Origin of the sequence: Arthrobacter sp. BE255, from assembly GCF_031457335.1 — a bacterium.
GTDB lineage: Bacteria > Actinomycetota > Actinomycetes > Actinomycetales > Micrococcaceae > Arthrobacter.
The window spans coordinates 12433-37019 of the sequence record NZ_JAVDWK010000002.1; the positions used below are offsets into that span (position 1 = coordinate 12433).

General features: G+C 67.3%; 29 protein-coding genes. 11 read left to right on the top strand and 18 right to left on the bottom strand.

What is annotated here, in order from left to right; translation table 11 throughout:
* Window positions 1–153: 153 nt before the first annotated feature.
* A complete protein-coding gene (locus tag J2X42_RS03400; protein WP_131133355.1) occupies window positions 154–330 on the top strand; it encodes a CsbD family protein in 177 nt (58 codons plus the stop codon).
* Between the two features lie 88 nt (window positions 331–418).
* Here the strand turns inward: J2X42_RS03400 and J2X42_RS03405 are convergent, their stop codons facing one another.
* The 5 genes from J2X42_RS03405 to J2X42_RS03425 form a co-directional block, all read right to left on the bottom strand.
* Window positions 419–1162, bottom strand: coding sequence for a glycosyltransferase (locus tag J2X42_RS03405; RefSeq protein WP_310162237.1), 744 nt, complete (start codon window positions 1160–1162; stop codon window positions 419–421).
* Window positions 1162–2547, bottom strand: a complete 1386-nt coding sequence (locus J2X42_RS03410; protein WP_310162240.1) for a bifunctional PIG-L family deacetylase/class I SAM-dependent methyltransferase — start codon at window positions 2545–2547, stop codon at window positions 1162–1164. Before J2X42_RS03410 ends, J2X42_RS03405 begins: the two co-directional genes overlap by 1 nt.
* Complete coding sequence (locus J2X42_RS03415) at window positions 2541–3695, bottom strand: acyl-CoA dehydrogenase family protein (protein ID WP_396134013.1); 1155 nt, start codon at window positions 3693–3695, stop codon at window positions 2541–2543. Before J2X42_RS03415 ends, J2X42_RS03410 begins: the two co-directional genes overlap by 7 nt.
* Window positions 3696–3713: 18 nt before the next feature.
* The gene (locus tag J2X42_RS03420) at window positions 3714–4193 is read right to left on the bottom strand and encodes a DNA starvation/stationary phase protection protein (protein WP_310162242.1); all 480 of its coding nucleotides are present in this window, start codon (window positions 4191–4193) and stop codon (window positions 3714–3716) included.
* Between the two features lie 125 nt (window positions 4194–4318).
* A complete protein-coding gene (locus J2X42_RS03425; protein ID WP_310162244.1) occupies window positions 4319–4996 on the bottom strand; it encodes an O-methyltransferase in 678 nt (225 codons plus the stop codon).
* Window positions 4997–5252: 256 nt separating this feature from the next.
* Here J2X42_RS03425 and J2X42_RS03430 point away from each other — a divergent pair, with 256 nt between their 5' ends.
* The 3 genes from J2X42_RS03430 to J2X42_RS03440 all read left to right on the top strand — a co-directional run bounded on the left by J2X42_RS03430 (window position 5253) and on the right by J2X42_RS03440 (window position 7031).
* The gene (locus J2X42_RS03430) at window positions 5253–5981 is read left to right on the top strand and encodes a GAF domain-containing protein (RefSeq protein WP_310162245.1); all 729 of its coding nucleotides are present in this window, start codon (window positions 5253–5255) and stop codon (window positions 5979–5981) included.
* A 100-nt stretch (window positions 5982–6081) separates the two neighbouring features.
* Complete coding sequence (locus J2X42_RS03435) at window positions 6082–6816, top strand: GAF and ANTAR domain-containing protein (RefSeq protein WP_310162247.1); 735 nt, start codon at window positions 6082–6084, stop codon at window positions 6814–6816.
* The gene (locus J2X42_RS03440) at window positions 6813–7031 is read left to right on the top strand and encodes a hypothetical protein (RefSeq protein WP_310162249.1); all 219 of its coding nucleotides are present in this window, start codon (window positions 6813–6815) and stop codon (window positions 7029–7031) included. The genes J2X42_RS03435 and J2X42_RS03440 overlap by 4 nt, the downstream gene beginning before the upstream one ends.
* Window positions 7032–7077: 46 nt before the next feature.
* Here the strand turns inward: J2X42_RS03440 and J2X42_RS03445 are convergent, their stop codons facing one another.
* Window positions 7078–7401, bottom strand: coding sequence for a thiamine-binding protein (locus tag J2X42_RS03445; protein WP_310162251.1), 324 nt, complete (start codon window positions 7399–7401; stop codon window positions 7078–7080).
* Between the two features lie 121 nt (window positions 7402–7522).
* Between J2X42_RS03445 and J2X42_RS03450 the strand changes: the two genes are divergently transcribed.
* Window positions 7523–8188 carry a helix-turn-helix domain-containing protein gene (locus tag J2X42_RS03450; protein ID WP_310162252.1) on the top strand — a complete coding sequence of 222 codons (666 nt, stop codon included), beginning with the start codon at window positions 7523–7525 and terminating at the stop codon, window positions 8186–8188.
* A 235-nt stretch (window positions 8189–8423) separates the two neighbouring features.
* Entirely contained in the window at window positions 8424–8597 is a 174-nt protein-coding gene (locus J2X42_RS03455) for a hypothetical protein (RefSeq protein WP_310162254.1), read from the top strand.
* Window positions 8598–8615: 18 nt separating this feature from the next.
* On the opposite strand, the gene J2X42_RS03460 is transcribed toward J2X42_RS03455, so the two are convergent.
* From J2X42_RS03460 to J2X42_RS03480, 5 genes are all read right to left on the bottom strand, one after another.
* Entirely contained in the window at window positions 8616–8897 is a 282-nt protein-coding gene (locus J2X42_RS03460; RefSeq protein ID WP_310162255.1) for a hypothetical protein, read from the bottom strand.
* A 440-nt stretch (window positions 8898–9337) separates the two neighbouring features.
* The gene (locus J2X42_RS03465) at window positions 9338–9649 is read right to left on the bottom strand and encodes an AzlD domain-containing protein (RefSeq protein ID WP_310162256.1); all 312 of its coding nucleotides are present in this window, start codon (window positions 9647–9649) and stop codon (window positions 9338–9340) included.
* A complete protein-coding gene (locus tag J2X42_RS03470) occupies window positions 9646–10401 on the bottom strand; it encodes an AzlC family ABC transporter permease (protein WP_310162257.1) in 756 nt (251 codons plus the stop codon). The genes J2X42_RS03465 and J2X42_RS03470 overlap by 4 nt, the downstream gene beginning before the upstream one ends.
* The gene (locus J2X42_RS03475) at window positions 10398–10898 is read right to left on the bottom strand and encodes a hypothetical protein (protein ID WP_310162258.1); all 501 of its coding nucleotides are present in this window, start codon (window positions 10896–10898) and stop codon (window positions 10398–10400) included. The genes J2X42_RS03470 and J2X42_RS03475 overlap by 4 nt, the downstream gene beginning before the upstream one ends.
* A gap of 52 nt (window positions 10899–10950) precedes the next feature.
* Complete coding sequence (locus tag J2X42_RS03480) at window positions 10951–11826, bottom strand: glycerophosphodiester phosphodiesterase family protein (protein ID WP_310162259.1); 876 nt, start codon at window positions 11824–11826, stop codon at window positions 10951–10953.
* Between the two features lie 50 nt (window positions 11827–11876).
* On the opposite strand from J2X42_RS03480, the gene J2X42_RS03485 reads away from it, so the two are divergent.
* Window positions 11877–13214, top strand: a complete 1338-nt coding sequence (locus tag J2X42_RS03485) for a DUF445 domain-containing protein (RefSeq protein ID WP_310162263.1) — start codon at window positions 11877–11879, stop codon at window positions 13212–13214.
* Window positions 13215–13309: 95 nt separating this feature from the next.
* Here the strand turns inward: J2X42_RS03485 and J2X42_RS03490 are convergent, their stop codons facing one another.
* The 4 genes from J2X42_RS03490 to J2X42_RS03505 all read right to left on the bottom strand — a co-directional run bounded on the left by J2X42_RS03490 (window position 13310) and on the right by J2X42_RS03505 (window position 16295).
* Window positions 13310–14059: a 5-oxoprolinase subunit PxpA gene (locus J2X42_RS03490; protein WP_310162265.1), complete on the bottom strand. Its 750-nt coding sequence runs from the start codon at window positions 14057–14059 to the stop codon at window positions 13310–13312.
* Window positions 14043–14855, bottom strand: coding sequence for a hypothetical protein (locus J2X42_RS03495; protein ID WP_310162266.1), 813 nt, complete (start codon window positions 14853–14855; stop codon window positions 14043–14045). The genes J2X42_RS03490 and J2X42_RS03495 overlap by 17 nt, the downstream gene beginning before the upstream one ends.
* 108 nt (window positions 14856–14963) lie before the next feature.
* Window positions 14964–15554 (bottom strand): hypothetical protein, encoded by a 591-nt coding sequence (locus tag J2X42_RS03500; protein ID WP_310162268.1) that lies wholly within the window; start codon window positions 15552–15554, stop codon window positions 14964–14966.
* A gap of 3 nt (window positions 15555–15557) precedes the next feature.
* Complete coding sequence (locus J2X42_RS03505; protein ID WP_310162272.1) at window positions 15558–16295, bottom strand: SDR family NAD(P)-dependent oxidoreductase; 738 nt, start codon at window positions 16293–16295, stop codon at window positions 15558–15560.
* A 40-nt stretch (window positions 16296–16335) separates the two neighbouring features.
* On the opposite strand from J2X42_RS03505, the gene J2X42_RS03510 reads away from it, so the two are divergent.
* On the top strand, window positions 16336–17664 hold the full coding sequence (locus tag J2X42_RS03510) for an MFS transporter (protein WP_310162274.1): 1329 nt from the start codon (window positions 16336–16338) through the stop codon (window positions 17662–17664).
* Window positions 17665–17738: 74 nt separating this feature from the next.
* On the opposite strand, the gene J2X42_RS03515 is transcribed toward J2X42_RS03510, so the two are convergent.
* From J2X42_RS03515 to J2X42_RS03525, 3 genes are all read right to left on the bottom strand, one after another.
* Window positions 17739–20078 (bottom strand): glycosyl hydrolase family 65 protein, encoded by a 2340-nt coding sequence (locus J2X42_RS03515; protein WP_310162275.1) that lies wholly within the window; start codon window positions 20076–20078, stop codon window positions 17739–17741.
* Window positions 20079–20264: 186 nt separating this feature from the next.
* The gene (locus tag J2X42_RS03520; RefSeq protein WP_310162277.1) at window positions 20265–20996 is read right to left on the bottom strand and encodes an HAD-IA family hydrolase; all 732 of its coding nucleotides are present in this window, start codon (window positions 20994–20996) and stop codon (window positions 20265–20267) included.
* Window positions 20997–21456: 460 nt separating this feature from the next.
* Window positions 21457–22074 carry a phospholipase gene (locus J2X42_RS03525; RefSeq protein WP_310162278.1) on the bottom strand — a complete coding sequence of 206 codons (618 nt, stop codon included), beginning with the start codon at window positions 22072–22074 and terminating at the stop codon, window positions 21457–21459.
* A gap of 213 nt (window positions 22075–22287) precedes the next feature.
* On the opposite strand from J2X42_RS03525, the gene J2X42_RS03530 reads away from it, so the two are divergent.
* From J2X42_RS03530 to J2X42_RS03540, 3 genes are all read left to right on the top strand, one after another.
* Complete coding sequence (locus tag J2X42_RS03530; RefSeq protein ID WP_310162280.1) at window positions 22288–22545, top strand: DUF6458 family protein; 258 nt, start codon at window positions 22288–22290, stop codon at window positions 22543–22545.
* A 232-nt stretch (window positions 22546–22777) separates the two neighbouring features.
* Window positions 22778–23581: a DeoR/GlpR family DNA-binding transcription regulator gene (locus tag J2X42_RS03535; protein WP_310162282.1), complete on the top strand. Its 804-nt coding sequence runs from the start codon at window positions 22778–22780 to the stop codon at window positions 23579–23581.
* Window positions 23578–24585, top strand: a complete 1008-nt coding sequence (locus J2X42_RS03540; RefSeq protein WP_310162285.1) for a hexose kinase — start codon at window positions 23578–23580, stop codon at window positions 24583–24585. Before J2X42_RS03535 ends, J2X42_RS03540 begins: the two co-directional genes overlap by 4 nt.
* Window positions 24586–24587 lie beyond the last annotated feature (2 nt).

Below are 24587 nucleotides of genomic sequence, written 5' to 3' on the forward strand. Positions count from 1 at the left end.
CCCAGTCGCCGTCGGCCCCCTCGATCCGGTTTCTTCCACTTTCTCCCGCACTCATGCCGTTTGAGCCTCTGTTGACCGCCGCCCTTGCTGGCTAGCATGGAAGAACCATCGGTGGCATTCCGCCGCCGCAAACAAGCCGTAGGGAGAATCACCATGGGTTTGGATGACAAAATCGAGAACACCGCCGAGAAGCTGGGCGGCAAGGCCAAAGAGGCCGCAGGCAAGGCGACAGACGATGAGCGCCTTGAGGCCGAAGGACAAATGGACCAGTCCAAGGCGGACCTGAAGCAGGCCGGCGAGAAGGTCAAGGACGCCTTCAAAAAGGACTGACCCTATGATTACCTGACCCACGGGCCGGGACGGCAGGTATGCACCTGCTGTCCCGGCCCTTTTGATGAGTTCAATCCGTTCCGCCGGATCAGCCTTCGACCGCCACAGCCGGCTCCAGCCCCATGGCGAAAAGATAGGCGCCGAACCCGTGGGGCGCCCGGGCATGGATGCGGCCCGACGTCAGCACGCGGATGCTGTCAGTGGCCCTGACCACGAACCCGCGACGGCGCAGCTTCTCCACCAGGGCGCGGTCCTCGTGGGAGCGCTGGCGCGGAAACCCACCCGACAACTCGTAGGCCGAAGCCCGCACACCAAAGTTGGCGCCGTACACGTGGCTATGGTTCTCCTCAAACGGGTGCCTGGCATGCCAGCGCCGCAGGATCTCGGGGTCCATGCCCTCCGGATCCGGTTCCACCGACCCGAGCACGGCGTCCGCCCCGGCGTCCGCGAGCCCTACCTGGCGCTGCAGCCAGTCCGCGGGAACGCAGGAATCAGCATCCGTGTTGGCCAGCCACAGCCGCCGGGAAGCAGCACCCGCGGATGGTGGACAAGCGGCCAGCAGTGTTCCGATGCCCGCCCGGCGGCTTTTCCCCACGCTCCGGAAGGCAACCTCGAGCAGGGTGATCCGCGTATCCGCTGCCGCGACCCGTGCAGCGATCTCCTGGGAGTTGTCGGTACAGGTGTCCAGGACAACCACGATCGTGACCCCGACGCCGGGCTGGCACGCCTGCAGGGCGTTGGCCGCGGCCCGGATGCCGGAGAGGGCCCGGGCCAGGTGCTGCTCCTCGTTGTGGACCGGCACGACGACGGCAACCTGCCCAATGCGGTCCATCACGGCTCCGGACTGGTGGAGTCCCGCGGCGCCACCAGGGTTTCCAGCACAAAATCCCGCTCCCGGTAGAGGCCCGCGGCGGCCCAGCGCAGACGGTCCCGTACGAGCGTGTGGGCGGTCTCGCCGTCGAGCTCCCAGCCGGCGACGGGGTGCCGCCAGTGGCACAGCAGGAGTGTGCCCCCGGGCTCCAGCGACGCCTCGATGCGATCCAGCAGCAGCATCAGCTCCGCCGGCGACAGGTAGTAGCCCACTTCGGAGACCACCACCAGGTCGAAGGTACCGTCCGGCCACTCCCCCGGAAGGGTGAGCTGCCGGGTGGCCACGCCGGGGAACGGGGCCAGCCTGGCGGCGGCGTGCTCCAGCGCCGTGCTGCTGGCATCCACGGCGAGGAGGCTGGTACAGCGGTCCGCAAGATCAAGGCTGAGCGTGCCGATGGAACAGCCGATCTCGAGGCCGGAACGGTAGTGCTCCTGCGGCAGTGCGGCCAGGGTCAGGGCGCGTTTTCGGCGTTCGTACCAGCTGGTGGTGTATTTCCACGGATCTTCGGAAGCCGAATGGACCTCGTCGAAGATCCGTTCGGCGTCCGCGCTGCTGTGCGGGGCAGAGGCAACGCTGGCTGATGGTGTCCACGCGAACGTCTCAAAGGGACGGTCAAAATGCCGGAGGAACTCCGCGCTCAGCAACGCTTCGTCGCCCGGCTGGGGTGATAGCGGGAGCACCTGGCTGGCGTGGGCGCCCATTGCCGCCGCCTTGGCCTCCTGTGCTGCCCGGTCCAGCGGGAACCGCACCCAGGACTTCCACTCAGGGTGGGCCGGCGTTGCCCACAGCCAGTACCAGATCGGGTATTCGAGCAGCGCGTGGCCACCGTGGAGCGCTGCCTGCGCCGCGGCCTCACCCAAGGCGTTGTGGTCCGTGTGGCCGTCGGCACGGTACGGGGCCACAATCACCAGCTGTTCCGGCGGGCCGCCGTGGCGGCCAAGGGCCTCACGCAGGCCGGCGGTGATCTCGGTGACGTGCCCGGCCAGCCCGCCGTCCGGCAGGCCCAGGTAGCTCCAGTTCCCGGCATGCCCCAGCGCGGCCAGGGCTGCGCCGAACTCGTTGACGCGGGTGGTCGCCAGCTGGTCCTGGGAGACTGTTATCGAGTGGGGATGCGACCCCTCGCCCGCGGTGCACAACACGACGTCGACGTCGGCCTCAAGGGTGTGCAGCTGCGCCAGCAGGCCGCCGGCACCGAGCGTCTCGTCGTCGGGGTGGGCCGCCAGGACCACAAACCTCATACCGGCCAGCGCCTGCGGGGCAAGGGGCAATTCAGCAATTGCGGCGAGGCCGCTGGCAGCCCAGACGGCCTCATCGGTCCCTTCATCCGTGTGCGAAAACGTCACCACAGCCGTTCCCCCTTCAGGCTCAGCGCCCCGAGTTGCGCGTCGTCACGCTGCGCGTGGTGCTGGCGTACATAGAGCGCCAGGTCAGCCATCCGCTTGGCATATGGCTCGTCGAACGCCAGTGGTCCCGGTCCGCGGTTTCTGCTCACCAGGGACAGGACGCGTTCGACGGCGGCAGCCACCGTGCCGCGCACGCGCAGCGCTTCGCTCCACGCGCTCCGGTCGGTGTCCGGACGGTCAGCAACTCCATGGCGATCGCCGCCGGAGGCGGGTTGATCGCCGCCGGCGAGTCCGCCGTCGTCAATCAGGGCTGCTGTCCGCGCCAGGTACTGGAGCGTGGACGTCAGGATCCGGTCCGTCTCGCCCAGGCCGGCGAGCGCAATCTGGTCCGGTTCGCGGCCCCGGTCCGCAGCTCCACGAAGGGCGTCCGCGTAGTCCCTGGCTACGGCCACGGCTCCGCCGAGCCAGCAGGCCGCCACGCCCATGCCGCCCCACGCGAAGCCCGGACGGTTGAAGTACCAGTCTTCGCCGCCCAGCTGCCCGGCCGGGACCTGGTTGAAGTGCACGGTCCCGCTGGGTATTTCCTGCAGCCCGCGGGCGATCCACGCCGGCTCCTCGCAGGTCACTCCCGGGTGGTGGAGGTCCACCACGAAGGCAGCCCTGCCGCCCGTTTCGGTGTAGGCGGTAATCACGGCATGGTCCAGCAGCGGCGCCAGCGAGCACCACGGCTTTGACCCGCTCAGGAGGATGCCGCCGTCGCCCGCTTTGGCTTCCAGCTTTGCCCCCGGGCCTTCGGCAGCGAACACCCCCCACGCGCCCTCTATGCTGCCCGGATCCCTCCCTGACTGGGCGAGGATGGCCAGCGCATCAAGGTGCGGTTCGAAGATCCGGCCGGTGGCGACATCAACGGCGGTGACGGAGGCAAGCAGCTCCCACAGCTCCGCCGTGCCGCCGTGGCCTGGCTGCGGCCACGCCCTTCCTGCCTCGCGCGCCAGCGTAAGGAGCGCCGGCACGTCACCCACCGCCGGGGCCACGGCGGCGAGCAGGCTTTCCAGGGCGGCGTCACGTCCTGGCGGCTCAATGAACCTGACGGGCCGCGGCCCCCGATGTTCAGGTGCCGCGGGATCGCCCTGCGGTTTGGGTTCCTTCACGGACCTGCCTGCCGCTGCCTATTTGCCAGCCGGCTCGGTGACGGCGGCCGACGGCGTCATGGTTTCCGCATTCACCATCCACGCGAGCTGCTCCATGCGTTCGATGACGGCGTGGAGGAGGTCCGCACTGGTGGGGTCTTCCTCATCCACTTCGTCGTGGACGTCCCGCATGGTCTTGACGGTCCGTTCCAGCCTTGCCGTGACCAGCTTGACGGCGTCCTTCGTGGACGTCAGGCCCGCGGGGAACTCCTCCAGCCTCGTATCGGCAGAGACGGTGCGGCTCCGGCCATCCGGAAGGGCATGCAGGGCCCGCATCCGCTCTGCCGCCTCGTCCGCAAACTGCCGGGCAGCCTCGATGATTTCGTCCAGCTGCAGGTGAAGGTCGCGGAAATTCGTTCCCACGATGTTCCAATGTGCCTGCTTGCCCTGCATGTGCAGTTCGATCAGGTCGGTGAGGACCATCTGAAGGTTACTGGCCAGGGTGGGTGACGCTTTCATCAAAACCTCCGCTGCAAGCTTTCGTCCCGTCCGGGGATCCGGGCGGGAGACTATTCTAAGCATACTTAGCAATTTTTCGGAGGCTGAAGTTTGGGGCCCGACGGCGTTACCGGCGGCGCAGCCTGTCACCGGATGACGGCCAGCGCGAACCCGTCCCATCCCTTGGAGCCGACCGTCTGGATCACCGTGGCATCAAGCCGGGGGTGTTTCCCCATCAGCTCAAGGGCGCTGACGATTCCCGGCGCATTCACCGGGTCCATGGACGGCTCCAGCACGGCCCCTTCCCACACGGCGTTGTCGAGGATCACGGTGGTGCCGGGCCGGCCCAGCCGGACAGCCCAGTCGAGGTATTTGGAGTCGTTCTCCTTGTCCGCGTCGATGAAGACAAAGTCGAAGGCTTCCTGGCCCTCAGCCTCCAGGGCGGCGAGCGAATCCAGCGCGGCGCCGATCCGAATGTCAACCTTGTGGCCCACCCCGGCGGCATCCAGGTTGGCCCTGGCCACGTCAGCGTGTTTGGTGAGGTATTCGCACGTGACCAGCCGGCCGTCGTCGGGAAGTCCCTGGGCCATCCAGATGGTGCTGAAGCCGGCCAGCGTGCCGATCTCCAGGACCCGCCGCGCGCCGGACATCTGCACCAGGAGCTTGAGCAGCTTCCCGGCGTTGGGCGCCACTTCGATCGGCGGCATCCCGGCGTCGACGGCGGACTGCACCGCCCGCTGCAGCGCTCCGTCGGGATGGACCACCTTGTCCGTCAGGAATTCCTCCACCGCAATCCAGCCCGGCTGGGGCTTGTGCTCAAACATGGCCACAGTCTGGCACGGCCGCAGGCGCGGGTCTAGGCACCTCCGCCCCGACCCATGGTGGCTGCCGTATCTTGTGCCGGCCATTGCGCGTAGGCTCGAAATGAGAGCGCAATCCAAGGATTCGTGCGCAAGCATCCCGTCAACACGGGGCTTCGGCTCCAGAACGCCAGTTCCGGAGCGCCCCAGGCTGCGGCCTACCATCCACAGCCGCTCCCGGCCCGCACGGACAGGGACAACCCCAGAATCGAGGCCCGCCATGGCCTCCGGACCCACCCCTACTGCTACTGTCGACCACCTCCAGGACCTGTTGCTGCAGAGCAAGGACTTCGAAACGTTCCTCCTGGACCTGACGCTCTACTCGGCGGCGCGGCTGGGAGCTCCCGAGCCCATGCTGTGCGCCATTACCGTGCAGCGCGACGGCGCACCCTTCACCGCCGCCAGCAGCGGCGCCGACGCCCGGGCGATGGACGAGGAACAATACGCGCTCGACGACGGCCCCTGCCTGACGGCCTTAAGGGAAGGACGCACGGTGCTCGTGGAAGACCTCGCTGAGGATTCCCGGTGGAACCGTTACCTCGATGCCGTCAAGGACTCAGGCGTCAGGTCGATGCTGGCAGTGCCCATCGACGCCGGAGAGTGGGCGTCGGCTGCGTTGAACTGCTACGCCCGCCAGCCGTCGGCCTTCGGACCGGAGACCGTGGCCGACATCGAATGGTATGCGCAGTCACTGTCCCGCCCTCTTCGGCTCGCTTTGCTCGTTCACCCGTCACTTGGGCCGACAAGCTATCCGGATGGGCTGCGGGCGGCGCTACGTTCCCGGGCAACCATGGATGCGGCGCTCGCGCTGGTCATGGCACATACACGCTCCAGCCGTGAAGCGGCCATAGCGCTGCTCGCGGAAGCCGCCAGGACCAGGAAGGTGAGGCTGCCGGCATTGGCCATGGACATCGTCCGGGGAGCGGCCATTCCGGCGGCCCCGCACTAGGCGCAGTCATGCGGTCTATGCTGGAACCAGCGGCAGTCCTTGCGTTTCTCCTGCCGGTTCCACGGCAACCAGGAGATGACCCGTAATGCGAAGAGAGTCTTTGAGCGGAGAACTCCACGCGGTCTTTGCCCGCGTATCCGGCCTGTTGCTCACAGAACCCGTTGCCGGCCCGGCCATCGCCAAGATTGCCCAGGCCGCATACCAGAGCATGCCCGCAAGCATCGGCGCCGGCGCCACACTCATTGATGCCCAGGGCCACCCCACAAGCAGGGCCGCCACGAGCGCGCTGGTGGAGGAGGCCGACCAGCTCCAGTACGAGCTCGGCGAAGGGCCCTGCCTCGCAGCCTGGGCCGGAGCCGCCACCGTCCGGGTGGACGACGCCGCCACGGAAACACGCTGGCCGCGATGGAGCGAGGCCAGCGCGCAGCGCGGCCTGATGTCCTGCCTCAGCGTTCCCCTGCTTCTCCCCGGCCACAATGGAACGCGACCGGCCGAGGCCATCGGCGCGCTGAAGGTCTATTCTGACCGTCCCCATGCCTTCGACGACGGCAGCGAACACCTGCTCGAACTCCTCGCAGCACCCGCCGCCGTCATGCTCGCCAACATCCAGGCACATGAAAGTGCCGAGCAGCTCAGCGCTGCCCTCAAGGAATCCCTGCACAGCCGGAGTGTGATCGACATGGCCAAGGGGGTGTTGATGGAGCGCCTGAACCTGGATGAGCGCACGGCATTGCGTGCACTGATGGACCGGTCCCGCCAGGAAGGAGCTCCCCTCTTCGCCGTCGCACTCAGCGTGCTTGACCGCCCTGCGGAACCTGACCACGAACGGCCATGAACGTTGACGAGACTGCCGAGGAGCAGCGGGAGCGGACAGCGGCGGCCTACCGCAAGGCTGGCATGACCCTGGAATCGCTGTGGCTGCACTACTTCAGCATCGGAGGCGACGCCGGCGAGCTGGAAATCGACGCGTACCTGAACCTGTCCTACATGCTGCGGCCCGTTCAGCGCGACCTCCTGGACCACGCGGTCCATGAACTGAACGGCCACTGACGGACGGCCGGCTGATGCAGGAGCCCGGGTTTGCCCGGCTACCTGCTCAAGAGTCGGTTGCGAGCACGCTTTCCAGCCGGTCCACCTTGGCGGTGAGCTCACCGGTGTAGCCGGGGCGGATATCCGCCTTGATGACCAGCGAGACCCGGCTGCCGAACTGGCCAACCGCTTCAGTGGCCTTCTTGACGACGTCGAAGACCTCGTCCCATTCACCCTCGATGGTGGTGAACATTGAATCCGTCTTGTTGGGGAGTCCCGACTCCCGGACGATTTTCACGGCGGCGGCAACGGCGTCGTGCACTGACGCGTCGGTGGGGCGCGATCCGCCGCTGGGCGTGCCGGACGGGGCAACAGAAAATGCAAGCAACATAAGGAAAGTGTGCCACGCCGGGCAGGGACGCCCCGCGGCCGGCCCTGCGCCGCGCACGTCACATAACCGCCTACCCTCCAGTAACGGTGATCGCCCCGGGCTGCGTTGCTACCCTGATCGCATGAGCATCGCAGTCGCCCGCAAACCACTCCGCGCAGACGCAGCGCGCAACGTGGACAAGATCATTACGGCGGCCCGGCAATGCTTCCAGGAATTTGGCCCGGAAGTGCCGCTGCAGACCATCGCCGCCACGGCCGGCGTCGGACCCGCAACCCTGTTCCGCAACTTCGCGGACAAGGAAGAACTGGTCCTGGCCGCCCTCAACCGGCAGCTCCGGCTGACCGTGGATCCGGTCATCGACGACGCCCTGGCGGACATCGATGCAGCCGCAGGACTGTTCCGCGTCATCGAGGCGATCATGGCTGCGGCCAGCACCGACGCGAACCTGCTCGGCGCCGTCGCCGGGCGCAGGCAGCTCCTCACCGGAATCACCGGCTCCCTGATCGATTCCATCGGCATCCTGCTCGGACGCGGGCAAGGGCAGGGCACACTGCGGCCGGATATCTCCATGACGGACATCTTCAGGCTGCTCGCCATGCTGATCGGCGTGGTGGACACCATGGAGCCGGGCTCCGACGCCTGGCGCCGTCCGGTGGCCCTCATTGAGGACGCCATCCGCTCGGAACGGCCGCACCGGCCACTTCCCGTCCACGTACCTTTGCCTCCGGCCCAACTGCCCGTCGGTCACCTGTCTGGCGACTTCGTCACCGGACGCCGCTTCAGCTGAACCGCTTCACCTGATTCGGGCCAGGTGCACGCCAGCCAGTGCGTGCGCCCCGGGCTGGAGCCATTGTGGGCATCCAATCGTTGGATTAGAATCGTCTGGGGTTACGCAGCCAGCCTCCGATTTCCCAGATGGAGCGACCCATGAGCAGTTTCCTGCGTATCCGATTCGACGAAACCACCGCACGATGAACAGTTCACAGCTCTCGCATTTGATAAATGACCCGCGTGGACCGGAAGTGGTACTCCCGAACCTGTCCCCCGAAGAACTGGCGAACCTCCTGGACGCCTTGTTCCAGAACCTTGATACGGCTGCGCCGGAATTCGGCGCGCAGGTCTGGTACGAACTGGCCGTCGAAGAAATCGGCCGCCGGGCCGGCTCGGCCGACGGCGCGGCCCACGGAGTAGCCTGAGCCCGCGTTGAGCCTCCTCTAGCCAGCGTCTTCCCGCTGGCCGGCCTCTTCGCGCTGATCGGCGTCTTCCGGCGCCGAATGCGGGTGTGTGTCCGCATTGGGAGTGTGGTCCTTGGCCTCGAGCAGATGCTGCTGGAGCTTCTCTTCGGCATCCCGGCGGCGGCGTGCCGTGTCGCGGAGTTCGCGGGTGGACTCGGAGCCACTGGAGTCCAGATAAGCGGGACGCACCTTGGCGTGGCTGCCGGTCGTCGTAGCTTCCACCCCATCATCCTGGGCCGGCGTTTGCGGCTGTTCGTTCATGGTGATTCCTCCTTCCGGCCGCCTGCCTTGGGCGGCGGCCCCTCTTCAGTGGACCATACTTCAGTCCCGAAAAGCTCAATCGTTGAGGGCTGATTCCCGGATGCGCAGTTCGTGGCGTACCGCTGCACGGAGCGCCGAGACGTGGGGTTCGTGCCCCAGATCCAGCGCCAAGGTGACTCGCTCTGAGAGCATTTCCAGATCCGACGCAGGGACGTCTGACAGCGACCTGAAACGGGAGAAGAACCTCTTCACGGGTAGTCCCGCGCGTCGTTTGGGGGACGCCATTTTTACTGGCGTCCCGGATCTGTCGCCAGCTACGTACAGTGGGTTTTCCATGGCTACCGCTCCAACAAAGACGATCCATGGCCAACTGCTTAGCCAGACTCATAGTACCGCCGCCGTGTTCCGCGTCACCAGAGGCAGGCGTCCTGGCGTGTGCCTCAGTTCCATCCCAGAAGCCGGAGGACTGCCGCAGCCCCGGCGCCGGCCAGCACCACCACCAGGAACGGTGCCCGGAAAGCCAGCGCGATGGCCGCCGCCGCGAGCGCTCCCAGCCTGGCGTCGGCTGCCAGCGACTGGCCTGAAGCCACGGCATTTACCACTGTGAGGGATGCCAGCAGGCCGATGGTCATGGTGCCTGCCACGCGGGACATACGGGGATTTTTGAGGAGCCGGGCCGGCACAAAATAGCCAACCAGCTTCCATGCGTAAGCCAGTGCACACGCCAGCAGCAGCCAGATCCAGAGGCTCATGCGCCCGCCTTCGTGGAACCGGCGGGACCGTGTTGGCGGTGGTGGTGCTCGGCATACGGGTCAACGTCCGGCTCAAGGCCTTCGTCGCTGCGGCCGTGGCTGAACCAGCCGATCACCGCGGCAACCACGGCCGCGATCAGGATCGGTACGCCCGCCGGCACGAACGGCACCGCAAGGACAGTGGCCAGGGCGCAGACGACGGCGATGGCCACCGGCTCCCGCCCCTTCAGCCGCGGCCACAGCAGTGCCAGGAAGGCAGCCACCGCGGCACCGTCCAGTCCCCACTGCTTCGGATCGCCCAGACCCGCCCCGGCGAGTGCGCCCACTGCGGTAAAGAGGTTCCACAGGACATAGATGCCGATCCCCGCAGCCCAGAAGCCGCGACGCTGTTCGTCCGGATCGGTCTGGCCGGTGCTGGTAGCGGTTGACTCGTCGATGGTGAGCTGTGCCGCCACGTACCTGCGCCAGCCTGTCGGGTGCAGGAGCGCGTTGAGCTGCATGCCGTAGATGCCGTTGCGCATGCCCAGCAGCGTGGCGGCGCTCATCGCAGCGACGCCGGATCCGCCGCCGGCCACCACTCCGATAAACGCGAACTGCGAGCCGCCGCTGAACAGCAGGAGGCTCAGCGCCATGGTCTGCCAGAAGTCCAGCCCCGAGGTGACGGACAGCGCGCCGAACGAAACACCGTAGAGCCCGGTGGCGATGCTGATGGAGATTCCCACCTTGACCGCCGGGGAGGCCAGAAGCTTCATGAGCCGCCCAGCCGGCCGGCGTTCCGCAGGCTCCAGGCCCACAGAATCAGTGGCGCCTGCAGGGGCAAACGGGCGGTGTGGACTTTGCGCGGGACCGGTGAACCGTCCGGGCCATAGGCACGCCGGATTGCGTCCACGTGGCCGGCCAGGAACACGCCAAAGAGGGCAGCGACGCCGGTGGCCGTGACGCGTCGCGTAACGGGGATCAGGAGGCCGACGGCGGCACCCGCCTCCACGAGGCCGCTCAGCGCGATCCATTCATCGCGGGTCATCACCGCGAGCGGCCGCGCGCTTGCGGCTGCAGCTGAAGCTGCAGGCGCGGCAGGGGAACCCTGCTCGTCGCGGCAAAGGTAGTCCGGGACCACCTGGCGGTAGAAGCCCGGATCGCGGAAATGCTTCATGGCGCTGGTCATCAGCAGCGCGCTCAGGGCTGCCGCGGAGAGGGCCTGGGTGGCGGTGCTGGACCAATGAACGGCGCCGGGCCAGTGAAAAGGCATGGTTCCACTCAACCACAGCCCGGTCCGGCGCATGAACCGGTCAAGGGGCGGCCTAGAGCTGGGCCAAAACCCGGGCGGGCATGTTCGTGGTGATCTCGTGGATGCCCAGGCCCTGGCAAAGCGCCACATCCCGCTCGGAATCCACGGTCCATACCCGGAAGCGCCGGCCGGATTCCAGCCACCGCTGCACTGTGCGGGCGTGCTGGCGGACGTAATCGATGCCCGGCCCGGCCAGCCTCACTTCGCAGTCATCGAGGATGCGTTCGCCTTCCAGCTGCGCAGCCTTCATGACGTTGGCGACAGCGCTGCCGGTGAGCGCACCGAGGCCGAGCTCTTCGCGGACTTCGTCGACGTCTATCTCATCCACCAGCTGGCAGATGAACTCCGCAGGCACGGTGTGGAGCAGGTGCTTCACCGAATCCGGGCTGAAGCTCATGAACGTCACCCGGACGTTGTCCACGGTTGACGTCGCCGGGTCCCAGCCTTCGCTCCGGAGAACGTCCAGGACACGGTCCTCCAGCTTCAGCTGGTACGGGCTGGGGTGCTTCAGCTCGATGGCGAGCCCCACAGGCCGTCCGGCACCGCGGAGGATGCCAAGGAGCTCCTTGAGTGTCAGGAACTGTTCCGAGCGGGCTCCGTATTCCTCGGGAATCCGCACGCCTTTCCACGACGAAAAATCCAGGAGCCTCAACTCCTCGAGCGTGTGGTCCGCAACCGGCCCGGTTCCGTCGGAGGTGCGGTCCAGGTTCGCGTCGTGGAGCAGGACGGCGTGCTGGTCCCGGGTGAGGTGGACGTCGCACTCGACTCCGTCGGAGCCGTCGGCCAGTGCCTGGAGGTAGGCGGCCCGGGTGTGCTCGGCAAAGGCGGCGCTGGCGCCGCGGTGGGCATAAACCAGGGGCCGGTGGGGTGCAGACGCGTCGATGGTCATGCAGACACGGTAGCGGACCCTGCGACCGTGGGCGGGACTAGGCTGGGCACATGCAGGTGAACTCTGAGCCAATTACCCGGCAGGACCCCACCCGGCCCGACGTGCCCGCCCAAAGGGGCGCCGCCGTCGTCGGCCATCAGCTCAGTGCGGGTGACGCCGAAAAGGCGGCAGCGCTGCGGAAAATGAAGCTGCTGGCGCTGGGCCTGCTGATCGCCATGGCGGTCATTTTTGTCTTCGCGTTCGCCCTCCAGAAGGAGTACCCGTGGCTGCAATATGTCCGGGCGGCGGCGGAAGGTGGCATGGTGGGTGCGCTGGCCGACTGGTTCGCCGTGACCGCGCTGTTCAAGTACCCGATGGGGATCAAGATCCCGCACACCGCCATCATTCCGCGGCGCAAGGACCAGATCGGCGCGTCGCTGGGTGAGTTCGTCGAGACCAATTTCCTGTCCGAGCAGGTGGTGCAGGACAAGCTCGCCAGCGTGAACATCGCCCGCGAGGCCGGCGAATGGCTGTCCGGTCCCGGTGGTGCCGAGCGGGTGGCAAAGGAAGGTGCCGCCGTCATCCGCGGCGCCTTTAAGGTCCTGAACGACGACGACGTCCAGGCAGTTATCGAGGGAATGGTGCGCAAGCATCTGCTGGCGCCGCCGTGGGGACCTCCCGTGGGACGGATGGCGGAGCGGATTTTCGCCGACGGCCACCACCACAAACTCGTGGACCTGCTCGTGGACCGCGCCGCCGACTGGGTGGACGACAACCACGAAACCGTCAGCCGGCTGGTGTCGGACCGCTCCCCCGCCTGGGTTCCGCAGTTCGTGGACGGGCTGGTGGGCGACAAGGTCTATGTGGAGATCCTCAAGTTCACCCGTGCCGTGCAGTCCGATCCCAACCACCAGGTGCGGCAGCAGATCGACAAGTACCTCACCGACCTTGCGCAGGACCTCCAGCATGATCCCGCCATGATTGCCCGCGCGGAGGAGATCAAGGCACAGGTCCTGGGTGATCCCGAGGTCCGCGAACTGGCCTCCCGGACGTGGGGCACCGTGAAGAACGCGCTGCTCACGGCCGTGGATGATCCCGACAGCGAACTGACGGTGAAGTTCAAGGCTGCGGTCCGGGACTTCGGCTCACGCCTGGTGAACGACGCCGAACTGGCCGGCAAGGTCAACGCCTGGATCGGCGACGCCGCCGGTTACCTGGTGCGGACGTACCGTTCGGACATCGCGGGAGTTATCACCGATACCGTGGCGCGGTGGGATGCTGAGGAAACGTCCCAGAAGATCGAACTCCAGGTGGGCAAGGACCTTCAGTTCATCCGGATCAACGGAACCGTGGTGGGCTCGCTGGCCGGGCTGGCCATCTTCAGCGCGGCGCACCTGGTCTTCGGCTGACCCGTCCCTCTCCAAAGCAACGCGGGGTCACTTAACGCCCGATAAACGCCTCCGAATGGGCATTAAGTGACCCCGCGTTGCAGGAGGCGGGCGGACTACGCGAAGGACTCCAGTTCCACGCCTGCCGCTTCAAGGCCGGCGCGGACTCCCGCTGCCATCTCCACTGCCCCGGGGGTGTCGCCGTGGATGCACAGCGAGTCGGGCCTGACCTGCACCACTGTCCCGTCAACAGCGACGACCTCGCCCTTCACGGCCAGGCGCACCGCGCGCTCGACGATGGAATCGACGTCGTGCAGCACGGCGCCTGCCTGCGAGCGCGGGACCAGCGTGCCGTCCGCCTGATAGGCGCGGTCCACAAAGGCCTCGACAAAAACGGGGTGGCCGGCGTCCTTGGCCTGGATCAGCAGCTGCGAGCCCGGCAGTCCGAGGATGGGCAGCCCGGGGTCGTAAGCCTGGATGGCGGCAACCACGGCTGAAGCCTGCTCGGCGTCGTGGACCAGGCGGTTGTACAGTGCGCCGTGCGGCTTGACGTAGTCAACGGAGGCACCAACTGCGTGAGCCACGCCGTCCAGGGCGCCCAGCTGGTAGAGGACGTCGCCGAAAAGCTCATCGAAGGACATGTCCAGGGAGCGCCGGCCGAAACCTGCCAGGTCCCGGTACCCCACGTGCGCACCGACGGTCACATCAAGTTCGAAGGCGGCGCGGCAGCTGTCCAGCATGGTGACGGGGTCGCCTGCGTGGAAGCCGCAGGCCACGTTGGCACTGGTGACCAGCCGGAACATCGCGGCGTCGTCGCCCATATTCCACGAGCCGAATGATTCGCCAAGGTCAGCGTTGAGGTCCAAGGTTGTTGCCTTCCAGAGTGAGGTTGTCCGGGCCCGCGCCGGCGGCTTTGAGCTCCCCTGGAATCGTATCCGGCATCGGCCCGAAAGCCTCCTTGGCGTTCGCCACCACAGCCCGCCCCATCATCAGGTTTCCCGCGCCGCCCACCACAGCGCCGATGCCGAACGGCAGGGCGCGGCCGAACAGCGCCGTACCCTGGCGCTTCACCAGACTCTTCAGGAAGGCTTTCTGGATCCTGTTCCGGACGGCGCCGAACCCGGACCCGGGGAGCGACTTCGAGAGCGCGTTGCCCCACGCTTTGGTGGGACTCGCACCCTTGCCCAATGCCTGGCCGCTCAGCGTACCCAGCAAGGCGGTGCCCTCTTCACCCAGCATGATGGCCATGACCATGGTGCTGGCCTTTTCCGGGTTGGTCAGGCGGATGCCGTGAAGCTCGGCGAGCGACGTGGCATACAGGGCCGTGGCCTCGAGGAATCCCACAGTGGCCGCAGCGGAAAGGCCGAGTGATGCGACGGTCCCGACGCCGGGAACCAGCGCCGTGGCACCCACGATCGCGCCGCCGCCGGTCACCGCCGCGAGGTAGTCCCGCTCAATTCTTACAGCGAGCTGCGCAGCCGATGCGTGTGGCTGTTTGCGCTGCACCCGGCGAATGTAGGCCAGCACCAGCGGACGCTGGATCTCCACTGCCCGAAGCAGCATGTTGTGGACTCCCGGTTTGGGCTTTCCTTCGGCGTCGAACACCGCGTTGTGGGCGGTTTCCTGTGCGATCCGCACGGCGGGATTGCTGCGCTTGGCCATGGTCACCTCTGCTTTCGTCCGCGGCAACCTTCGCTGCCGTACCTAAATACTAAGGTTGCTTAACACTAGGCCAACCTGCCCGGCTCCCCTACATCACCGGCAGGTCCCCTACATCACCCAGGATTCGGCGACGGCCATGTAACCGGACGACGACGGCCCCCGCGGTCCCGGATAAACGCTCGGCGCGCCGGGCCATTCCACTCCGAATTCGGCCAGCCGGCCGCTGCTGCACGGCAGGTAGACATTGCTCAGGGCCGCGGAGTTTGGCCCGAGCTGGAATTCCGGCTGCGTAAAGGGCCGGCGGTCCAGGATCCCTGCGAGTTCCAGCTCAGCCTTGCGCCCGGTGGCGCGGAATCCGCGCTCCAGGTCCAGTTCGACGTCGAACTCGTCCTGGGTGTGCGTGATCCCGTCGAGCGGGAACCTGGCTGCCTCCGGGAAGTGGCGGGTCAGTTCGGCCGCGAGCGTGGCGGCGAAGAACTCGTTGCTTCCGTAACTCCGCCAGCCCTGCAGGGTGGCAACGATGAGGGCGTTGCCCGTTCCCCAGCGCGACCACTCCGCCATCCAGAAGGAGGCGAAGCAGCTGGCTGCCTCACCCGGAAGCTGTTCGCCGCTGGCGTCCACGGGATGGAGCGCGAGGCCATGGTTGGCGCCTACAAAAGCCAGGCTGCGCCGCCATGACCCGGCCTGAGTGCTTTCCAAGGTTCACCAGTCCAAATCGGGCGCGCCGAGCGACACGAAGCTTGGCGACCGGCGCTCGTCTGATTCCAGCAGCTCCAGCAGCTCACGCGCCGCAGCACGGGGTGGCTTCACGGCGTCGGCCTGCCCCATGCCGGTAGCGAGCTTGCCGGGATGGACCGCCCAGCAGCGGACCTGGCCCGCCAGGTCCTGGGCAAGGGACACGGTCAGCATGTTCTGGGCAGCCTTGGACACCCGGTACGCATAACTCGTGGAAAGGCCTGCGAAGTCCCCGCGGGCCTGGGCCGAGAGCGACCCCAGCCGGGACGTGACGTTCACAATGACCGGATCGTCGGCGTCGAGCAGCTGCGGCAGCAGCGCCTGCACTATCCGCAGCGGACCGGCCGCGTTCACGTCCACGGCGTTCAGCACACCCGCCGCGTCCACCCCGCCCAGCGGCTGATGCGGCGCCCCCTGGGCCGCATTATTGATGAGGAGATCCACCGGACGCCCCCGCACCGCGTCAATAACGGTTGACACGTCCTCGGACCGGACGTCGTGGACCACGGCCTGCACCCCCGGCAAAAGGTCCAGCGCCGCGGACTGCGCGGCCTGCCGCACCACCGCAACTACCAGCCATCCCGCCGCCGAAAGCTCCCCGGCAAGCGCCTCACCGAAGCCCCGGCCGGCGCCGGTGACTACGGCAAGCGGCTGCCGGTGGATGCGCCGTTGCGGCTGCTCGTCAAGTTGCCCTGCAGGCTGCATTCCAGTACCCCCCGATTTCCCCAAAGCCTAGACTTACCCTATGCCCACCCTCAAAGCCCTGCGGCCCTTTGCGCACCGTGAGTACAGGGTCCTGATCGCTGCCCTGGCCATCTCCATCTTCGGATCCGGGATGTGGGCTGTCGCGATGGTCTACCAGGTGATCCACCTGGGCGGTGGCCCGCTGGAGCTCTCGCTGGTTGCCACTGGCGGCAGCGTGGGCCTGGTGGCGTTTGTCCTGGCGGGCGGCATCGCGGCCGACCGCTTCCCGCAGCGTCTCCTGATCATCGCGGTGGAAGGCGCCAACCTGGCCGTCATCGCAGGCATCAGCGCCCTGTCCATCGCCGGCTGGCTGCAGATCTGGCACCTCGCCGTGGGCGCCTTTGTGCTGGGCGTCGGCGCCGCGTTCTTCTTCCCCGCGTACTCGGCCATCCTGCCGCGGATCCTGCCGCCGGAGGACCTGCTCGCGGCCAACGGCATGGAGGGGACCATGCGCCCTACCCTCCAGCAGGCGGCCGGGCCCGCCGTCGCCGGCATCCTGGTGGCCGCGCTCTCACCGGCGCACGCGGTCACCGGCGTGGCTGCCTGCCACCTGATGGCGTTCATCATCCTGAATTTCCTGGGCCAGCACGCCCTGGCGGCGCCCGCCAACGGCTCCGAGGCCGGCGGTGGGCACGACAGCGGCATGACCGGCAAACGGCGGCCCAAGTCGTCCTTTTTCCACGACCTCCGCGAAGGCATCAGCTATACGCTGCGCACGCCCTGGCTGCTTTGGACCCTGCTGTGGGCCTGCATTTCGGTGCTTTTCCTGATCGGGCCCATCGAAGTGCTGCTCCCGTTTGTGGTCCGCGACCAGCTGGGCGGCGACTCCAGCATGTTCGGTTTCCTGCTCGCCATCATGGGCGTCGGCGGGGCCGCGGCGTCTCTGGTGACCGCGTCGCTGAGGCTGCCCCGGCGGTATCTCACGGTGATGATGGTGTCCTGGGGCGTGGGCTCCCTGCCGCTGGCCGCCGTCGGAATCATGGACAACTTCTGGGCCCTGGCCGCGGCCCTGTTCATCTTTGGTGCCACCGGCAGCGTGGGCATGGTCATCTGGGGAACGCTGCTCCAGCGCCGCGTCCCGCCCCACCTGCTTGGCCGGGTCTCCAGCCTGGACTTCTTTGTGTCCCTGGCGCTGATGCCGGTGTCCATGGCCCTGGCCGGACCCGCCGCTGAGGTGCTCCCCATCTGGCTGATCTTCCTGGTGGCCGGCGGCGTGTGCCCCGTCGTGGCCGTGATCGCGTCAATCGTCGCCAAGATGCCCCAGGACGAGATTGCCCACCCGCTGGACAGGGCGCCGGAGGTGGAACGCACGACGGCGGCAGGAGACTGACGCGCGCAGCGCCGGCCCCTGCCGCTTGAACAGGCGTACCGCGGCTGAGGCCAGCAGGAGTCAGGCCACAGGGGTTAGCGGGCGCGCACGACGGGGATGCTCGCCGTCGGGGGTCCGCTGGGGAAGACCGTGGGCTCCGGGACCTGGACCGGGGCCAGCGCCACGCGGACCGGTTCGCTGCCCACGCTGAACAGCTCTCCGCGGACGTCAACGTCGAGCGGCTCACCCCCGGACACGGTAAGGGTGAGGGAGCCGGCGTCGAGCTCCACCTGCAGCAGCCTGCCCTGGACCTTGAGGTGGAAGGCGAGGCTTTCCCACTCCGCGGGCAGCCGCGGATCAAAGAACGGCACCGGGCCCTGGTCACGGAGGCCCGCGAAGCCGCAGACCAGCGAGCTCCACACTCCGCCGGTGGACGCGATATGCACGCCGTCGATCGTGTTGCCGTGGGTGTCGTCCAGGTCGATGAACACGGCGTTGGTAAAGTGCTCCAGCGCCGCCTTGGGGTAGCCCACCTCGGCGGCCATGATCCCCTGGACACAGGCGGACAGGGTGGAGTCGCCCGTGGTGATGGGGTCGTAGAAATCGAAGGCCCGGCGCTTTTCCTCCGCCGTGAAGTCCTGCCACTGCAGGAACATCGCCAGCACCGTGTCGGCCTGCTTGAGCACCTGGTGGCGGTAGATCACCAGCGGGTGGAAGTGCAGCAGCAGCGGGTATTTGGACCGGGGAGTGGTCCAGTCCCACGGCTCGAGGGTCATGAAGTCGTTGTCCTGGGAATGCACCTGCATCCGGTCATCGAACGGAAGCTGCATCCGGTCGGCCGCGGCCGACCACAACTGGCGTTCTTCGTCGCTGATTTCGGCGTGCCCCAGGGCAGCGGCGGCGCGCAGGTTAAAGCGGGCCATCACGTTGGTGTAGAGGTTGTCGTTGACCACGGCGGTGTACTCGTCCGGGCCGGTAACGCCGTGGATGTGGAAAAGACCGTCCTTGCCGAAGAAGCCCAGGGAGATCCACATGCGGGCCGTCTCAATCAGCAGTTCCGCACCCATGCCGTCGCGGAAGGCCGCGTCGCCGCTGGCCCAGACGTACCGGTTGGCCGCGAAAGCGATGGCCGCCGCGATGTGGAACTGCGCGGTTCCGGCAGCGTAGTAGGCGCTCGCTTCCAGCCCGTTGATGGTGCGCCACGGGAACAGCGCCCCGTCCACGCTCAGTTCCTTGGCACGGATCCGGGCGGTGGGAAGCATCTCGTGCCGGAACTCCAGGACCTGGCGGGCCCCCTCCGGGTTCGTGTACGTCAGGTAGGGCAGGAGGTACACCTCCTGGTCCCAGAAATAGTGCCCCTCATACCCGGAGCCGCTGACTCCCTTCGCAGGGATGCCTGCGACGTCGGCACGCGCGGTGGCCTGGGCCAGCTGGAACAGGTTCCAGCGGATGGCCTGCTGCAGTTCGGGCCCGCCGCCCACCACGATGTCCGACGTTGCCCAGTAGTCCCGGTAGTGCTCGCGGCTTTCAGCGAAGATGTCCTCCACTGAGCGCAGCCCCTCTTCGGCGGCTTCCGCTGCGTCCCGTCCGGAGTCCTGGACGCCACGGCCCGCGGCGTAGCTGACGATTTTCTCGAGCCGGAACGGCTCATCGGCGCCAACGGCGAGGACGTACCGGACGCTGCTGTCGTCCTGGTCCACGAGGGTGTCGAACGGCTGGTGGCCCGCGGAGGTCCAGTGGTCAACGGCGATCCCCACGCGCTGCTTGGATTCCGCGGCCTCCCACGAGAGACGGAGCGAGCCGTCGCCGCCGTCGAGCCGCAACGGCAGCAGGACACGGCCGGCGTGGCGGCCCGCGCGGCGCGGGTCGTGCTCGGAATGGTCCTCCACCGGCTGGTCCTGGCGGTTGATGACCGAGGAGGTGACGTCTGCTGACACGTCGCGGTCCGCCGATACTTCAAGGGAGATGCCCAGGCTGCCGCGGGACGCGAAGCCTACGGCCCGGCGCTCGGTGGTGGTGACGGTGGCACCGGAGCGGCACAGCCAGGTGATGCGGCATTCGTAGATGCCGGTGGAGAAGTCCACCGACCGGCGGTATTCCTGCACCGCCGACTCGGCAAGGCTCAGCGTCTCGCCGTCGATGATCACCGTGAAGTTGTTCGCATCGGGGATGTAGATGATCCGCTGCCCGGTCCGGGCGAAGCCGAACGCGTTCTCGGCATGCTTGATGTCCCAGATCTCGTGCAGGCCGTTGATGAAGCTGCCCGGCAGGTCGGCGTCGGCGGCCGCCCAGTGCGCGCCACGGATGCCAAGGTGCCCGTTGCCCAGCGCGAAAAGGGTCTCCAGGGTACCGGCGTTGCCAGGCTCGTGGCGGGTCTCCACAAGCTGCCAGGGGGTGTTGGGGAACCGTTCGCGGTCCGCGGTGATAAGAGCCATGGTGTTGGGGTCCTTTTGGCGTTGTGCTGGGCAGCCGGGTCTCATCCGGCTTAGGGCGCTTTTGTGCGTGCCCGTGGCGGGCATGCGTGGGGGTTCGTTGTGCGGTTTGCCCTGGGGGAAGGAAGCCGCGGATAAATCATGCGGAGCAGGCCATCGGGGGAACAGCCGGACCCGGGAGTTAGCGGGCTACAGGAGTTCCTTCAGGTCGTTGACCACCAGGGTGGCGCCCGCGTCCAGCAGGGTCTGCCTGCCTGCGCCGCGGTCCACGCCGATCACGGAGTGGAAGGAGCCGGCGTGGCCCGCCTGCACACCTGACACGGCGTCCTCCACCACCACGCATTCCTCGCTGGGAAGTTCCAGCAGCCGGGCAGCGTAATCGTAGGTGGCGGGGCTGGGCTTGCCGGGCAGGCCCTCGGCGGCGGCCACGACGCCGTCAACCACCACCGGGAAGCGGTCGCTCAGGCCGGCGGCCTTGAGTACCGCCGGGGCGTTCCGGGAGGAGGAGACGACGGCGACCTTCAGTCCCTGCGCGAGCACGGCTTCGATGAAACGCACCGAACCCTCGAACGGCTCCACGCCGGAGCTGACAATGTCGTTGAAAATCCGGTTCTTGCGGTTGCCCAGGCCCTGCACCGTGGTGTGGGCGGGATCGTCGTCGGTGGGACCCTCGGGCAGCACAATGCCGCGCGAGGCGAGGAAGTCGCGGACGCCGTCGAACCGCGGCTTGCCGTCGATGTGGTCGAAGTAGTCGCTCTCCCGGTAGCCGGGGACCTGAGGCTGCGTTGCCAGGTAGCTTTCGAAGAGTTCCTGCCAGGCCTGCTCGTGGACAGTGGCCGTAGGGGTGAGCACTCCGTCGAGGTCGAAGAGAATGGCGGAGGCGCCGGTCCAGTTGGTCGGGTGGCTCAGAAGTTCAGTCATGCGCGGTGCGGTGTCCTTTCAGACGGCGGGCAGGCTCGGCGGGCGCGGTGCTTGGGGTGGGCGGTGCCTGGTATAGCGGTGCGGGGTGGGGAGCGGCGACGGTGTCCGCTGCTATCAGCAAGCGCGGCGCGGGGGCGTGGGCTGAAATGCCACGGCGGGCCGGAGGGGCGCTGATGAATGCCTTCTTCCATCATGGGCGCCTTGCTGCGCCATGACAAACCGGACGGCAGACCACCAGCGGACGGCCGGTGGCGCGACCAGCGCCCGGCCATGAAACACGTGCATGCGGCAGATCTTCCTTCCCGCCCAGTTCAAGGGCCGGTGGAGTCGGCCGAACTCGAGTGTAAGCGCTTACAAATTTGGCGTGCAACTGTTTTTTCTCCGCGCCGGAGTGTGACGCGACTCTCAACGCGTCCGGGCTATCCCATCCGGGCGCGGAGCATGTGAGACCTTCGCCCGGCTAGGTGAGGACGTAGTGGCGGAGGAAGGCGCTGACATCCACCATTTCCGCCTTGCTCATCGCGTGCCCCATCCCGGGGTAGGTCCTGGCCGTGAGCTGCGTGTTGGCGTTCAGCCATTCTTCGGTGTGGGCGGTGGCGTCCTCGTTGATCACCAGGTCCGCCTTATCCCGGCCCCAGAAGAACGGCGGCGGGGCTTCGAAGGAGTCAGTCAGCGCCAGGAGGTCGTTCTCGAGCACGAAGCCGGACAGGCCCACCACGGCCTGATAGCTTTTTGGGTGCAGCCGCAGCAGGGTACTGGCCATGGCCATGCCCTGCGAATAGCCCAGCAGGCTCACGCTGCTGTGCTGGCCCCTGACCGAATTGATCCAGTCATGGACCGTGTTGGTGGTGCTGATGACGTCGGCAAAGTCGTTGGCGAGGAAGTAGTCCAGGAGGAACCAGCCATAGTGGTCGCCGATGACCATGGGCGCACGCAACGCCGCGCAGGTGAAGTCCGGCGGCAGATAGTCAAACAGCCGCACCATCCGGGACTCGTCAGTGCCGTAGCCGTGCATCATCACCAGCAACGGCGTGCCGGCCCGCTCCTCCTCCGGCTTGGACCACACAACAGTTTCCATCGGATCAGCCTAACCATCGGGCGGGGTGCAGTGGCACCGCGCCGCATGGTTACGATTGCGCCGCACCTTCGCCCGGTCGTTGAATCGGCCATGACGGCGCTGTAGCCTGACGCTAGACAGACAGCATGCTTAGCAAACGCATGGCACTACCGCGCAACGTCCTGCAGTTCCAGAAGTACCGCCCACCAATCCGCGGACAATAAGGAGCAAGTCATGAGAATCGGTTCCTCCATCTTCCTCATCGCCATCGGCGCCATCCTCGCCTGGGCAGTCGCCCCGGGACTGATCCCCTTCGTCGACCAGGTCATGATCGGGTACATCCTGATGGCTGTAGGCGTGGTCGGACTCATCGCTTCGCTGATCCTGGCCTCGCCGGGCCGGAGCCGGCGGGTCAGTGAAACCCGTTCAGTGGTTGACCCCAACACCGGCGAACGCATCACCCGCAACGAAAGCCGCGACGGCGGCCTGTAACCGCAGGGCGGAAAGCGACATGAACCCGAAAAGCCGGGCCGGACCACTGCGGTCCGGCCCGGCTTTTTTGGTGCACACCCCGGCCCGGCAGCCCACGCGCGAACGCCCCTCTTTGTTTCGTGTGGGTTTCCATTGACAAACCAACATAAACAAAGATAAAGTCAAGTAATTCCACATCATGTGATGCCAGTCACTCAAAGAATCCCGCAGGACTTTACGCAACGGAGGGTACGTGTTCGCCGAAGAGCGCCAGCAGAAGATTGCCGAGCTTGTTGCCGGCAGCGGCCGGGTCAGTGTGACCCTGCTAGCTGAGCGCTTCCGCATCACCACCGAAACCGTCCGCCGCGACCTCGCCACCCTGGAAACCGCCGGGACCGTCCGCAGGGTCCACGGCGGCGCCGTCGCCGCGGACCGGTTCAGCACCACCGAGGAAAGCATCAACGAACGGGCCATCCAGCGCCCCGACCAAAAAAGGCGCATCGCCGAGGCCGCGATGGCCCTGATCCCGCAGGCGGCCTCCGGAAGCATCCTGATCGACGCCGGCTCCACCACCGAAGTCCTGGCCGACCTCCTCTCCCGGCGCACGGCCGTCGAGCCTTCCGCCACCGAACCCGGCGCCGAACTTGTGGTGATCACCCACGCCGTTCCGATTGCCGCCAGGCTGTCCAGCACGCCCGGAATCGCCCTCCAGATCCTGGGCGGGCGGGTCCGCGGCCTCACCCAGGCAGCCGTGGGACAGGCAACGGTGGAGGCGGCGCAGCGGATGCGCCCGGACATTGCGTTCATCGGCACCAACGGCATCCACCCCAGCTTTGGCCTCAGCACCCCCGATCCTGAAGAAGCCGCCGTCAAGGCAGCCTTCGTCCATTCGGCCCGCCGCATCGTAGTGCTGGCCGATTCCTCCAAGCTGGACGCAGAAACCCTGGTCCAGTTCGCCTCACTGAAAGATCTGGACACCTTGATTACAGACAGCGAGCCCAGCCCGGAACTGGCGGCAGCCCTGACAGAGGCCGGCGTTGACGTGGTGATCGCATGATCGTCACCTTCACGGCCAACCCCAGCCTGGACCGCACAGTTGCCCTGCCCGGACCGCTGGAACGCGGCGAGGTCCAGCGCGCCGTCTCGGTCAGCCAGGAATCAGGCGGCAAGGGCGTAAATGTGTCCCGGGCACTGGTCGCGTCAGGCCTGCAGACCATCGCGGTACTTCCCGGCGGCGACAGCGATCCCGTGCTGGCCGGGCTGCAGCACGACGGCGTACCGTTCGCCGCGCTGCCCATTGACGAGCCGCTGCGCACCAACGTCGCCCTCACCGAACCGGGCGGCGTGACCACCAAGATCAACGAGCCCGGCCCCGTCATGGATGCAGACCAGCAGGAAGCCCTGATCGCCCTGCTGCTGGAGCGCGCCCGCGGCGCCAGCTGGGTGGTCCTGGCCGGCTCCCTGCCGCCAGGCTTCCCGGCCGACTTCTACGCCACCGTCACCCGGCGGCTGCGTAAGGCCGGCGGTACCGGAGCCGACGGCGGCGCGCCGCTCATCGCCGTCGACTCCTCCGGCGGGCCGCTCGTGGCCGCCGTATCCGGCACCTCGCTGGATGGCATGTCCGGGAAACCGGACCTCCTTAAGCCCAACGCCGAGGAACTGGCGGAACTGGCTGCAGCAGCCGGCTTCGCCACGGCGTCAACCGCAGACGAACTGGAAGCGGATCCGGAGGCTGCCGCAGCGGCCGCCGCCGCCGTCGTGCGTTCCGGTGTGGGTGCTGTGCTGGCAACTCTCGGATCCAAGGGAGCTGTCCTGGTAACGGCCGACGGCGCGTGGCTGGCCACGCATCCGCCGGTCACCGCGGTCAGTACGGTCGGCGCGGGCGATTCGTCGCTGGCTGGCTACCTGCTCGCCCACGGCCAGGGCGCCGCCCCGGCCGATTGCCTCCGTCAGGCGGTGGCACACGGTGCCGCCGCCGCCTCCCTGCCGGGTTCCACTGTCCCGGCAGTCCACCAAACCACCCCGGATGCCGTAACCATCACGGCCCTTCGAAAGGATTGACA